12 protein-coding genes are annotated in these 12,593 nt (G+C 67.5%); 4 read left to right on the top strand and 8 right to left on the bottom strand.

Features of this window, described 5'->3' with window-relative positions:
• Nucleotides 1-42: 42 nt before the first annotated feature.
• From CSW63_RS19840 to serA, 3 genes are all read left to right on the top strand, one after another.
• Nucleotides 43-471, top strand: a complete 429-nt coding sequence (locus CSW63_RS19840; protein ID WP_062098897.1) for a hypothetical protein — start codon at nucleotides 43-45, stop codon at nucleotides 469-471.
• A gap of 135 nt (nucleotides 472-606) precedes the next feature.
• Nucleotides 607-1,782, top strand: coding sequence for a phosphoserine transaminase (locus CSW63_RS19835; RefSeq protein WP_062098899.1), 1,176 nt, complete (start codon nucleotides 607-609; stop codon nucleotides 1,780-1,782).
• A gap of 132 nt (nucleotides 1,783-1,914) precedes the next feature.
• Nucleotides 1,915-3,495, top strand: a complete 1,581-nt coding sequence (gene serA, locus CSW63_RS19830; protein WP_062098973.1) for a phosphoglycerate dehydrogenase — start codon at nucleotides 1,915-1,917, stop codon at nucleotides 3,493-3,495.
• A gap of 81 nt (nucleotides 3,496-3,576) precedes the next feature.
• Here the strand turns inward: serA and CSW63_RS19825 are convergent, their stop codons facing one another.
• From CSW63_RS19825 to CSW63_RS19790, 8 genes are all read right to left on the bottom strand, one after another.
• Entirely contained in the window at nucleotides 3,577-4,146 is a 570-nt protein-coding gene (locus tag CSW63_RS19825) for a DUF3035 domain-containing protein (protein WP_062098971.1), read from the bottom strand.
• Nucleotides 4,147-4,257: 111 nt separating this feature from the next.
• Nucleotides 4,258-4,755 carry a signal peptidase II gene (gene lspA / locus CSW63_RS19820; protein ID WP_062098969.1) on the bottom strand — a complete coding sequence of 166 codons (498 nt, stop codon included), beginning with the start codon at nucleotides 4,753-4,755 and terminating at the stop codon, nucleotides 4,258-4,260.
• A gap of 138 nt (nucleotides 4,756-4,893) precedes the next feature.
• A complete protein-coding gene (gene ileS / locus CSW63_RS19815) occupies nucleotides 4,894-7,890 on the bottom strand; it encodes an isoleucine--tRNA ligase (protein WP_062098967.1) in 2,997 nt (998 codons plus the stop codon).
• Nucleotides 7,891-7,967: 77 nt separating this feature from the next.
• A complete protein-coding gene (locus CSW63_RS23585) occupies nucleotides 7,968-8,012 on the bottom strand; it encodes a hypothetical protein (RefSeq protein WP_181242883.1) in 45 nt (14 codons plus the stop codon).
• Between the two features lie 176 nt (nucleotides 8,013-8,188).
• On the bottom strand, nucleotides 8,189-9,280 hold the full coding sequence (locus tag CSW63_RS19805; protein WP_062096601.1) for a S1C family serine protease: 1,092 nt from the start codon (nucleotides 9,278-9,280) through the stop codon (nucleotides 8,189-8,191).
• Between the two features lie 210 nt (nucleotides 9,281-9,490).
• Nucleotides 9,491-10,432, bottom strand: coding sequence for a bifunctional riboflavin kinase/FAD synthetase (locus tag CSW63_RS19800; RefSeq protein ID WP_099503053.1), 942 nt, complete (start codon nucleotides 10,430-10,432; stop codon nucleotides 9,491-9,493).
• On the bottom strand, nucleotides 10,432-10,857 hold the full coding sequence (locus CSW63_RS19795; RefSeq protein ID WP_168193697.1) for a MaoC family dehydratase: 426 nt from the start codon (nucleotides 10,855-10,857) through the stop codon (nucleotides 10,432-10,434). The genes CSW63_RS19800 and CSW63_RS19795 overlap by 1 nt, the downstream gene beginning before the upstream one ends.
• Before the next feature lie 57 nt (nucleotides 10,858-10,914).
• Nucleotides 10,915-11,775 (bottom strand): TIGR01459 family HAD-type hydrolase, encoded by an 861-nt coding sequence (locus tag CSW63_RS19790; RefSeq protein WP_062094224.1) that lies wholly within the window; start codon nucleotides 11,773-11,775, stop codon nucleotides 10,915-10,917.
• Nucleotides 11,776-11,921: 146 nt separating this feature from the next.
• Between CSW63_RS19790 and CSW63_RS19785 the strand changes: the two genes are divergently transcribed.
• Entirely contained in the window at nucleotides 11,922-12,488 is a 567-nt protein-coding gene (locus CSW63_RS19785; RefSeq protein ID WP_062094225.1) for an NnrU family protein, read from the top strand.
• Nucleotides 12,489-12,593 lie beyond the last annotated feature (105 nt).

Here is a 12,593-nt window from a genome sequence, read left to right as displayed (position 1 = left end):
TTAATAGTCTTGGGCCTCTAATTCAGGTTAGAGGCCCAAATCATGTTTGCTGTCCTGCAACTGCTGGTTCTAGTCGATTGGCTGCTTCTCGCGGTTGCGTGCTTTGGCGCGTGGCGGTGGGGCGGACAGGCCGAGCGGGGCGGTGCGGCCTTGACGCTGGCGGTTTTCGCCGCGTTTGTGCTGGCCAGCCTTGTCCAAGACGGAGAACTGGCGCGAGGCGTCTACTTGGCGCTGGACGGTGTTCTTGCCTTGGGCCTGCTGCTGCTGGCCATGCGCTATGTCCGCCGCTGGCTGGGCGTGGCGCTGTTGCTGCAGGGCGTGCAGTTCAGTCTCCACGCCTATTATCTCGTGGCCTCCAGGCGCTATGACAACCTGTATATCCTGGTGAACAACCTCGTCAGTTTCGGGGTCGTGGCCAGCCTGCTGTTCGGCGTCGTGCTGGCTTGGCGTGCGCAGCGCGCCGCAAAATAATTTCCTCGCGCCGGGATAAATCCGCAGGCCGCGACAAATCTCTCCTTGCAATTCGGCTCCAGACGCGGTTTCTCGCCGGCGGGCCACGCCCTCCCAACGGGGCGCAGTCCATCTGTAAGGATGGGAGACATCGCTATGACCACGACCCTCGCCAAGCCGGCGATCCGCCCGGCTCGCCCCGAGTTCTCTTCCGGCCCCTGCGCCAAGCGCCCTGGCTGGACCCCCGAAAATCTCAGAAACGCCGTCTTGGGTCGTTCGCACCGCTCGAAGCTGGGCAAGGCGCGCCTGAAGGCCGCCATCGACCAGACGCGCGAAGTGCTGGAAGTCCCGGCCGACTTCCTGATCGGCATCGTCGCCGGCTCGGACACCGGCGCCGTCGAAATGGCGATGTGGTCGATGCTGGGCGCGCGCCCCGTGCAACTGCTGGCCTTCGAGTCCTTCGGCAAGGACTGGGTCACGGACGTCACCAAGCAACTGAAGCTGCCCGACGTCGAGGTGCTGAGCGCCCCGTACGGCCAGCTGCCCGACACCTCCAAGGTCGATCCGGCCAAGGACCTCGTCTTCACCTGGAACGGCACGACCTCGGGCGTGCGCGTCCCGAACGCCGACTTCATCTCGGCCGACCGTGAAGGCATCACCATCTGCGACGCCACCTCTGCGGCCTTCGCCCAGGACCTGGACTGGGCCAAGCTCGATGTCGTGACCTTCTCCTGGCAGAAGGCGCTGGGCGGCGAGGGCGCGCACGGGATCCTGATCCTGTCGCCGCGCGCCGTGGCCCGCCTGGAAAGCTACACCCCCGCCTGGCCGATGCCGAAGCTGTTCCGCATGACCAAGAACGGGAAGATCGCCGCCGACATCTTCGAAGGCGCGACGATCAACACGCCCTCGATGCTGTGCGTGGAAGACGCGTTGGACGCCCTGAAATGGGCCTCGTCCATCGGCGGTCTGCAGGCCATGCAGGCCCGCGCCGACCAGAACCTGAAGGTGCTGGCCGACTGGGTGGCCAAGACCCCGTGGGTCGATTTCCTCGCGGCGACGCCGGAAATTCGCTCGAACACCTCGGTGTGCCTGAAGGTCGTGGATCCCAAGATCTGCGCCCTGCCGGAAGACGCCCAGGCCGACTTCGCCAAGAAGCTGGCCAGCCTGCTCGAGAAGGAGGGCGCGGCCCTCGACATCGGCGGCTATCGCGACGCCCCGGCCGGCCTGCGCATCTGGTGCGGCGCCACGGTCGAAGCTTCGGACCTTGAGGCCCTGACGCCCTGGCTCGACTGGGCCTTCGCCACCGTCTGCGCCGAACTGGCCGCTGCTTAAATTCCATGCTCCGAGCCACCCTCCCCCTTGCGGGGAGGGGCAGGGGTGGGGGTGACCCCCGCCGCCTCAGTGCTCGCACCCCCACCCCCACAGCCCCTCCCCGCAAGGGGGAGGGGAGCAAGGTACAGAACCATGACCGCTCCCCGCGTCCTCATCGCCGACAAGCTCAGCCCCGCCGCCGTCGAGATCTTCAAGAACCGCGGCCTCGACTTCGATATCAAGACCGGCCTGTCCAAGGACGAGCTGATCGCCGTGATCGGCGACTATGACGGCATCGCCATCCGCTCGGGCGCCAAGCTCGACAAGGACGTGATCGCCGCCGCCCACAAGCTGCGCGTCATCGCCCGCGCCGGCATCGGCGTCGACAATGTCGACATCCCGGCCGCCACGGCCAAGGGCATCGTGGTGATGAACACGCCCTTCGGCAACTCGATCACCACGGCCGAGCACGCCATCGCCATGATGTTCGCCCTGGCCCGCCAGATCCCCGCCGCCGACGCCTCGACCCAAGCCGGCAAGTGGGAGAAGAACCGCTTCATGGGCGTGGAGCTCTACGCCAAGACCCTGGGCCTGATCGGCGCCGGCAACATCGGCGGCATCGTCGCCGACCGGGCGCTGGGCCTGAAGATGAAGGTCGTGGCCTACGACCCCTTCCTCTCGCCCGAACGCGCCGTCGAGATGGGCGTCGAGAAGGTCGAGCTGGAAGACCTGCTGGCCCGCGCCGATGTCATCACCCTGCACACCCCGCTGACCGACAAGACCCGCAATATCCTGTCGGCCGAGAACCTGGCCAAGACCAAGAAGGGCGTGATGATCGTCAACTGCGCCCGTGGCGGCCTGGTCGACGAGGCGGCCCTGCGTCAGCTGCTGGACGACGGCCACGTCGCCGGTGCGGCCTTCGACGTGTTCACCGTCGAGCCGGCCAAGGAAAACCCGCTGTTCGGTTCGGACAAGGTCGTGGCCACCCCGCACCTGGGCGCCAGCACCAATGAAGCTCAGGAGAACGTCGCCCTGCAGGTCGCCGAACAGGTTTCGGACTATCTGCTGACCGGCGCGGTCACCAACGCTCTGAACAGCCCCTCGATCACGGCCGAGGAAGCCCCCAAGCTGAAGCCGTTCGTGGCCCTGGCCGAGAAGATCGGCGCCTTTGCCGGCCAGATGGTCGACTTCGGCGTCAAGGCCATCGACATTGCCTATGAGGGCGAGGTGTCGAACCTCAACGTCAAGCCGATGACCTCGGCCGCCCTGGCCGGCGTGCTGAAGCCGATGCTGGCCGAGATCAACATGGTTTCGGCCCCGGCCATCGCCAAGGAGCGCGGCATCACCGTCTCGGAGAGCCGCCAGGAAGTCAGCCCCACCTATGACAGCCTGATGCGCGTGACCATCACCACCGAGAAGGGTAAGCGCGCCTTCGCCGGCACGGTGATCGCCGGCGCGCCGCGCATCGTCGAGGTCAAGGGCATGGAGCTGGACGCGGCCTTCTCGCCGGCCATGCTGTACGTCAACAACCTGGACAAGCCGGGCTTCATCGGCGCGCTGGGCATGATGCTGGGCGAAGCGGGCGTCAACATCGCCACCTTCAACCTGGGCCGCGTGGCCGCCGACGAGGACGCCATCGCTCTCGTCGGGATCGACCAGGCGCCGGACGCGGGCCTGCTGGCCAAGATCCAGGCGCTCCCGCACGTGAAGGAAGCCCGCGCTCTGACGTTCTAACCATAGCGCGGTCGCACCAACGAAAACGGCCCGGAACCGCGAGGTTCCGGGCCGTTCTGTATCTCGGCGAAGACTTAAGCCTTACAGGCCCGGCAGCTTGATGCCGGTCTTCTTCTCGCGGCTGATGACCACGCCGCCCGTGCCCACGAGCTTCTTGAGGCGCGCTTCCTCGGCGGCGGCGTCGACTTCCAGCGGCGCGTTGCCGCCGGCTTCGGCGGCGGTGGCGACGTTGGTCTTGGCCTGACCCTTCTTCCAGAACATCACCTTGCTGGCGAAGCTCTCGTCCTTGTGGGCCAGATCGCCGTTCTCATCGTCGACGACGAAGCGGATCAGCGGGTCGGCCTTGTCGCTGCCGGCGCGGGCGACCAACAGGCGCTCGCCTTCCGAGCGGCCGGCGGCGGCGTTCTGGCCGAGCAGGGCGGCGCGGGCGGCGCTTTCAGGCTGCAGTTCCTGCGGGCGCGGCTCGCCGGGCGCCGGCGGACGCAGCGCGTAGTCGGGCGGCACCGCCAGCGGGGCCTTGGAGACCACGCGGAACTCGTCGGGAACCACCTTGCTCATGCCCAGAGCCTTCTGGGTCGATTGGCAGCCCGCCAGGCCGATGGCGGCCACGGCGGTCAGGGCGCTCACGGTCGCGACCCGATTGAAATTCATCTAACCACGCTCCAGCAGGCCGACCCCCGGCCCAAAATTCGGACGCTCTCGATACGACATCATCGCGCGGGCGCCAATGTCCCATGCGATTGCGGCGTCATTCGGCCGAAACTACTCGGTCTGGTGAGAGAGTTTCTTCTCTTCGGACAGGAAGCTGTCGAGCAGCAGCAGGGCCACGCCCACCGAGATGCCCGAGTCGGCGACGTTGAACACCCAGGGAAAGTGCAGCCGCGAGACGTCGATGAAGTCGACGACATAGCCGTACAGCACCCGGTCGATCAGGTTGTTGCCGATGGCGCCGCCGATGATCATGCCCACGCCCAGCGCCGGCAGCGGCCTGATCGCCTTGCGGATCCAGAGGGCCAGGCCGATCACCACCACCACCGAGAAGCCGATCAGCAGCCAGCGGCCCCACTCGCTGTTGCGCAGCAGGCCAAAGCTCATGCCGTAGTTATGCACCATGGTCAGGTGCAGCGGCCCCAGCAGCGGCAGGCTGGCGCCTTGCTCACGGCCCAGAAGGCCCAGGATCCAGAGCTTGGAAATCTGGTCCAGCACCACCGTGGCGGCGGCGACGGCGTAGGCGATCCAGCCTTGGCGGGTGATGGTCAAAGGCGGTCATCCCCTGTTCGAAATCCTCTCCCAGAGGGAGAGGAGGGACCCGCTGCGTCAGCAGCGGGAGGTGAGGGGTTACGCCGGCTGACGGCTTACCCCCTCACCCCTAACCCTCTCCCCATGGGAGAGGGAGATTTAGCGTCCCGCGTCCCAGTAGGCCACGGCGTCGGCGTCGCGAAGGCTAAGCTCCGGATAGCGCGGATCGGTTCCGACTTCCGGCAGGATGCGCCACGAACGGGCGCACTTCTGGCCCTCGGCCTTGTTGGGATCGACCGACACGCCCTTGACGTCGTCGGCGCGGAAGGCGCCGGCGTCGCCTGCGACCAGGGTCGCGGCGCTGGTGCGGAACACCTCGGCGGGGTCCAGGCCCTCGAAGGCGGCCAGCAGGTCTTCGTCGGCGACATGCACCACCGGCGCGGCCTCCAGCGCCGAGCCGATGCGCTTTTCGCGGCGTTCGACTTCCAGGGCGCCGGTCACGACGCTGGTGACCTTCTCGACCTTGGCCCAGCGGGCGGCCTCGGCGTCGTTGCGCCAGGCGGCCGGGGTGTCCGGGATGACGCGATAGGCCACCGGGCCCGCCTCGGGGAAGCGGGTGGTCCAGGCCTCTTCCATCGTGAAGCTGGCCAGCGGGGCCAGCCAGATGGTCAGGCGGTCGAACACATAGTCCAGCACCGTGCGATAGGCCCGGCGCTTCAGGGCGTCGGGACGGTCGCAATAGAGGCTGTCGCGGCGCACGTCGAAGAACAGGGCCGACAGGTCGCCCTGGCAGAATTCGATCAGCGGACGGATGACATCCGAGAAGGCGTAGCGCTCATAGGCCTCGCGCACCTGGCCATCCAGCTCCCAAAGGCGGTGCAGGATGTACTTCTCCAGCGGCGGGAACTGGTCGTAGTCGGTGACCCGCTCGTCCTCGGTGAAGCCGGCCAGAGCCCCCAGCAGGTAGCGCATGGTGTTGCGCAGCTTGCGATAGGCGTCGGTCGTGGTGGCCAGGATCGTCTTACCGATGCGCTGGTCTTCCTGATAGTCGACCATGGCCGTCCACAGGCGCAGGATTTCCGCGCCGGACTCCTTGGTGATCGTCTGCGGCTCGACGGTGTTGCCGCGCGACTTGCTCATCTTCTCGCCGTTCTCGTCCATGGTGAAGCCATGGGTGACAACGGCCTTGTAGGGGGCGCGACCGCGGGTGCCGCAGCCCTCCAGCAGGGACGACTGGAACCAGCCGCGGTGCTGGTCGGAGCCCTCGAGATAAAGGTCGGCCGGCCAGGCGCTGTCCTCGCGGCCCTCGATCGTGAAGGCGTGGGTGCAGCCGGAGTCGAACCAGACATCGAGGATGTCGGTGATCTTCTCGTACTGGGCCGGGTCGTGGGCGCCCAGGAAATCGCTGTCGGGACGGGTGAACCAGGCGTCGGCGCCGCCCTCGCGGATGGCCGCCAGGATGCGGGCGTTGACGTCGGGGTCGTTCAGCGGGTGGCCGGTGTGCTTGTCGACGAACATCGCCAGCGGCGTGCCCCAGTTGCGCTGGCGGCTGATCAGCCAGTCGGGACGGGTCTCGACCATCGATCCGATGCGGTTGCGGCCGCCGTCCGGATAGAAGGCGGTGTCGGCGATGGCCTGAACGGCCACCTCGCGCAGGGTCTTGCCGCCCAGCGAGTCGACCGCGTGGTCCATGCGGATGAACCACTGCGGCGTGTTGCGGAAGATCACCGGGGCCTTCGAGCGCCAGCTGTGCGGATAGCTGTGTTCGACGCGGCCACGCGCCAGAAGGTTGCCGGCCTCGATCAGCTTTTCCATGACCGCGCCGTTGGCGGGCCCGAACTTGCCGACCTTCTTGCCTTCGGTCTCGAGGACCTTGAGGCCCGCGAACAGCGGCACGTGATCGTAATACGCGCCGTCCGGGTCCACGGTGTCCGGGATAGATTTGTCGACATTGACCTGAGCCGCCGGATATTGGCTAGCGAACAACTCGTTCAACCCATGAACAGTGCGCATCCAGACAGAATAGTCATCCTGGCCGTGGCCCGGCGCGGTATGAACAAAGCCAGTACCGGCGTCATCAGTCACATGATCGCTGGCTAGCATTGGCACTGTGAACGTGTAACCGGCGTCGAGTTCGTGGAGCGGATGCCGAACGATCAAGCCATGGAGATCGTCTTTCGTTAGCGCCTTCAAGCGATTGGCTTGGACGATGTTGGCAGCTTTGAAGACGCTCTCGGCCAGGTTATCAGCCAAGATCAGTCGATCACCAGGCGCGGCCCAAGGAGCAAATCCGAGGGACTCTGCACTGGCAACTTCTGCAACCTCGTAGAGACCATAGCCGATTTCCGGGTTGTAGCTGATGGCGCGGTTGGCTGGGATGGTCCAAGGCGTCGTCGTCCAGATAACTACGGACGCGCCTAGGAGCTCTGCCTTAGACGTAGGGCCTTCGCGAACTACCGCTGACACCGGGAACTTCACCCAGATCGTGGGCGAGACGTGGTCGTGGTACTCGATCTCGGCGTCGGCCAGGGCCGTGCGCTCGACAGGGCTCCACATCACGGGCTTGGAGCCGCGATAGAGCTGGCCGGTGGCCAGGAACTTGTGGAACTCCTCGACGATCTTGGCTTCCGAGGTGAAGTCCATGGTGGCATAGCGGTTCCACCAGTCGCCCAGCACGCCCAGGCGCTGGAACTCGGTCTTCTGGGCCTCGATCCAGCCGGCGGCGTAGGCGCGGCACTCGCGGCGGAACTCCTCGGCCGGAACCTCGTCCTTGCGGCGGCCCTTGGCGCGGAACTGCTCTTCGATCTTCCACTCGATGGGCAGGCCGTGGCAGTCCCAGCCGGGCACGTAGTCGACGTCGTAGCCCAGCGCGAAGCGCGAGCGGACCACGAAGTCCTTGAGGATCTTGTTCAGCGCGTGGCCGATGTGGATCGCGCCGTTGGCGTAGGGCGGGCCGTCGTGGAACACGAACAGCGGCGCGCCGGCGGCCTGGCGCTTCTGGCGCACCGCGCCGTACAGGCCCTTGTCGGAGAGGGCGGCCCAGCCCTCCAGGATTTCCGGCTCCTTCTTGGGCAGGCCCGCGCGCATCGGGAACGGGGTGTCGGGAAGGAAGACGGTTTCGCGATAGTCGCGGGCGGTCGTGGCGTCGTCGGCCATGGGATGAAAATCCGGCTCTGGAAATTTCGGAAGAAGGCGGGAGAACCCGGCGCGCGCTGGAGGATCGTCCGGCGGCGTCACGCCGGGCGGATAATTCGCGAAATCTTCCGAACGGAACTCATGGGGTGGGGATAGCAGAGGCGGGACGGCAAGGCCAGTGCGTCAAAGATCCTCCCCCGCGACGCGGGGGAGGTGGCCCAGAGGGCCGGAGGGGGCGAGCTGGATGCGTGCCGCATTGGCCCCCTCAGTCGCTCCGCGACAGCTCCCCCGCAACGCGGGGGAGCATCTTGTGCGCCGCTTAAGCTCCCGGCTTCCGCAGCCTCGGCGTCACGGTCACCTGCATCAGCCGACCATGGCGGATCAGGGTGAACACCGTCGGCTTGCCGATGCTGTGGTTGTCCAGCGCCCGCAACAGATCGTCGAGGCCGGTCAGCAGCATCTCGCCGGCGGCGACCAGCAGGTCGCCTTCCTTGATGCCGGCCTTGGCCGCCGGGCCGCCGGCGTCGACATGGGCCACATAGACTGCGTAGGGCTGGTGGACGCCCGTCGCCCGCGCAAGCGCCGGCGGGATCGGGGCCTGCTGGGCGACAAGGCCGATCGAGCCGCGCCGCACATGGCCGTGGGCCAGGAGCTCGCCGATCACGAACCTGGCCGTATTGGCGGCGACCGCGAAGCACAGACCCTGGTAGCCGGCGATGATCGCCGTGGCGATGCCGACCACCTCGCCGGTCGAGCTGACCAGCGGCCCGCCGCTGTTGCCCGGATTGAGCGCCGCGTCGGTCTGGATCAGGTCTTCGATCAGCCGGCCACGCTCGGCGCGCAGGGACCGGCCAAGGGCCGAGACGACGCCGGTGGTCACCGTGGCTTCGAAGCCCAGCGGCGCGCCGATGGCGATGACCAGCTGGCCACGCCGCAGCTTCTTGGAGTCGCCCAGCCGCGCCACCGGGATCTCGACGGCCTGGTCGACCTTGATGAGGGCCAGGTCCGTGTCAGGGTCGTCGCCCACGCAGCGGGCCGTCAGGCTGCGGCCCTCGGCGGTGATGACGATGAAGCGGTTGGCGCCCTGCACCACATGACTGTTGGTCAGGATCAGCCCGCCTTCAGCGATCGCGAAGCCCGAGCCGACGCCCTGCATCCGGGGGTCTTCCAGCATCGGGTGGATGCGGACGACGCTGGGGCCCACATGCTCGACGGCGCGGACCACGGCGTTGGAATAGGCGTCCAGCAAATCGCCGTCGGGCAGGGCGCAATAGCCGCCCTCGACCTCGATCGCCTTGCCCGTGTCGAACACGAACTGCGCGCCGTCCGGATAGGCCAGGATCTCGTGCCGACGCCGGGCGACCGGCCGCCGGGCCCGCGCGAAATGATGATACTTGCGCCCCTTGAGCATCCGGCCCCCACGGAAGTTAACCAAGGTTAACGGGTGGGGCGACGGGAGGAAAGGGCTTCTCCCGCGGCGGGAGAAGCCAATGGCTCCCTTCCCCCTTGGATGGGGGAAGGGTTGGGGATGGGGGTGCGCCGCCTGCCGAAAGAGCGTGGCGTCAACCGCCGCATCACCCCCACCCCTACCCCTCCCCCATCGAGGGGGGGAAGTCCAGACCTAAAACGCCGGCGCGACGATCGCCCGCGCGGCCTGTTCGTCGCGGCGGATCTGCTCGATCATCAGCTCGAGACTGTCGAACTTCAGCTCCGGGCGCAGGAAAGCGACCAGCTGGGTCTCGATGATCTGGCCGTACAGGTCCTCGTCGAAATCGAACAGCCAGGTCTCGAGGCGGGTCTCGACATGGCCGGTGGTCGGGTTGTTGCCGAGATTGGCCACGCCGGGCACCTCGCGGCCGTCGGGCAGGCGGGTGCGGGTGGCGTAGACGCCGAGCTTGGGGACCACATAGTCCTCGACCTCGACATTGGCGGTGGGAAAGCCCAGCTGGCGGCCCAGCTGCTGGCCGCGCCGCACCACGCCCTCGATGGCGAAGGGGCGGCCCAGGATCGCCGCCGCCTGCTCGGGCTGGCCGGCCCGCAGCGCGTCACGCACCGCCGTCGACGAGAACTTCTGGCCATCGCCGCCCGCCACCGGTTCGGCGATCGAGACCGAAAAGCCGTACTCCTGGCCGTAGGCCCGCAGCAGGTCGGGGCTGCCGGTGCGGCCGCGCCCGAACGAGATGTCGAAGCCGGCGGCCACATGGGTCACGCCCAGCCCCTCGACCAGCACCTTCTCGACGAACTCGCGGTCGCCGAAGCTGGCCATCTCGAAGTCGAACGGCAGAAGGTAGAAGACACCCACGCCCAGCCCCGCCAGCGCCCGGGTCTGCTGGCTCTGGGTCATCAGCTTGAACGCCGGCTCGGTAGGCCGGAACAGGCGACGCGGATGCGGGTCGAAGCTGATCACGCCCAGCGGCGTCTTGTCGGCCAGGGCGGCCTTGGCGGCCTGGGCGATCACCTGCTGGTGGCCGCGATGCACCCCGTCGAAATTGCCCAGCGCCACGGCGGCGCCGCGCTGGTCGGGGGACAGGTCTTTCCAGGCGTGAACAGTCTTCAGGGGCATCAGGCGGCCTTGCGGGGGACCATGCCCGTGGCCTCGCCCTCGACCACCGGCTTGCCATTGACCAGGCAGGTGGTGGCGAAGGTGACGCGAGCCTTGGCCTCGTCGATTTCGGTGATGGTGGCGCGGGCGGTGACTTCGTCGCCGATCTTGACCGGGCGCTTGAAGCGCAGGGTCTGGGACAGATAGATCGCGCCGGGGCCGGGCAGGGTCGTGCCCAGCACCGCCGAGATATAGCCGGCCGACAGCATGCCATGCGCGATGCGCTCGCCAAAGCTGGTCTTCGCGGCGTAGTCGGCGTCCAGGTGGACGGGGTTGTTGTCGCCCGTGACCTCGGCGAAGGCCACGATGTCGGCCTCGCCGACGGTGCGGACCAGCTCGGCCGACTGGCCGACGTTCAGCTCTTCCAGGAATTTGCCCTGCATCACACGCTCCCCTGCGGTTTTTATTGTGCGTTGCACACAGTCTAACCGCTCAATCCTCGTTCACCAGACCAGATCGCCGATCGCGTGGGTCGCGCCCACCGCCTCGGCGTCCAGCAGGGCGTGGACGGCGTCGGGAACCAGCCGGCCGTCGGGACCCACGGCCTTGTCGCCATGGATGCCCCTGGCGACGAACAGGCAGGCCAGCTTCTGATCGTGCGCGCCCTTCACGTCGGTGATCACGCCGTCGCCGATACAGACAATCCGCGCGCGATCGACCGGGCGGCCGAGGAGGCGCTCGGCCTCGGCCACAGCCAGGTCGTAGATCTGGCCATAGGGCTTGCCGGCCATCACCACCTTGCCGCCGAGGCTCTCATAGAGGTCGGCCAGCGCGCCGGCGCAGAAGATCAGCTTGTCGCCGCGCTGCACCACCCGGTCGGGATTGGCGCAGATGAACAAAAGGCCCCGCTCGGCGGCGACCTTCAGGCGGTCGCGATAGTCTTCGGGGACCTCGACCTCGTCCTCATAGAGGCCGGTGCACGAGATGAAGTCAGCGTCCTCGCAGCCGGCGCCGACCAGATCGAGGCCTTCGTACAGCACCTCGTCGCGGGCCGGGCCGATCTTCCAGACCTTGCCCGGGGCGTTGGCCTTCAGGAGCGCGCGGGTCGCGTCGCCCGAGGTGACGAAGCCCTGCCAGGAAGAGCGCGGCACGCCCAGCGCGTCCAGCTGCGCGACCACGTCGTGCGACGGACGCGGCGAGTTGGAGATCAGCACCACCGGACCCTTGGTCTGCGCCCACTTCGTCAGCGCGTCGCAAGCCTGCGGGAAGCTGGCCACGCCGTTGTGGATCACGCCCCAGACGTCGCACAGCACCACGTCGTAGCGGTCGGAAAGGGCGGAAAGGCCGGGGGGGAAGTCCATCATGGGCTCGGCGGTAACGGTCTAGGAACGGGGCGTCAATGCGGCCGGCCCCTTAGCTGAGCCCTGGGCGGCGGGATTCAAGGGCCGGGCGGCCCCGCTATCGAAGACCGGCGTTCCGTGACTATCCTTCCCGCCAACGGGAGGGCGTGATGACGATTCTGCTTCTTGGTCTTGTGCTGTTTCTGGGAATCCACTCGGTGCGGATCCTGGCCGCGCCCCTGCGCGACGCGCAGGTCGCCGCCAGTCCCAAGCGCTGGCGCGGGCTCTATTCGCTGGTGTCGGCGGTTGGCCTTGGCCTGATCATCTGGGGCTGGATCATCTATCGCCCCGCCGCGCCGCAGCTCTACGACCCGCCGACCTGGGGCCGTCACGCGGCCATGCTGCTGGTGTGGCTGGCCTTCATCCTCCTGCCCACGGCCAACGCCCCGGCCGGACGGATCAAGGCGACGGTGCGCCACCCGATGCTGCTGGGCGTGATCCTGTGGTCGGCCGGCCACCTGCTGGCCAATGGCGACCAGGCCTCGGTGATGCTGTTCGGATCGTTCCTGGCCTGGGCGGTGGTCGATCTTGCCTCCGCCATCAGCCGCAAGGAGCCCGCCCCCGTGGTCGTCAAGCCGCGGTCGGACCTGATCGGCGTGCTTGGCGGGACGGTGCTGTATCTGGTGTTCGTGTTCGTGCTGCACCGGCTGCTGTTTGGCGTGTCGCCGATGGGGTGAGGGGCCTCATACACCCGACCTCCCCGGCGAATGCCGGGGCCCAGATTCATCCGGAGCGGTTGGGGTGGGTTCGCCCGGCGGCCTCAGCCAATCCGGGGACGCAAG

Source organism: Caulobacter sp. FWC26 (assembly GCF_002742645.2).
Classification (GTDB): Bacteria; Pseudomonadota; Alphaproteobacteria; order Caulobacterales; family Caulobacteraceae; genus Caulobacter.
This window is presented reverse-complemented; position numbering and strand designations above follow the sequence as displayed.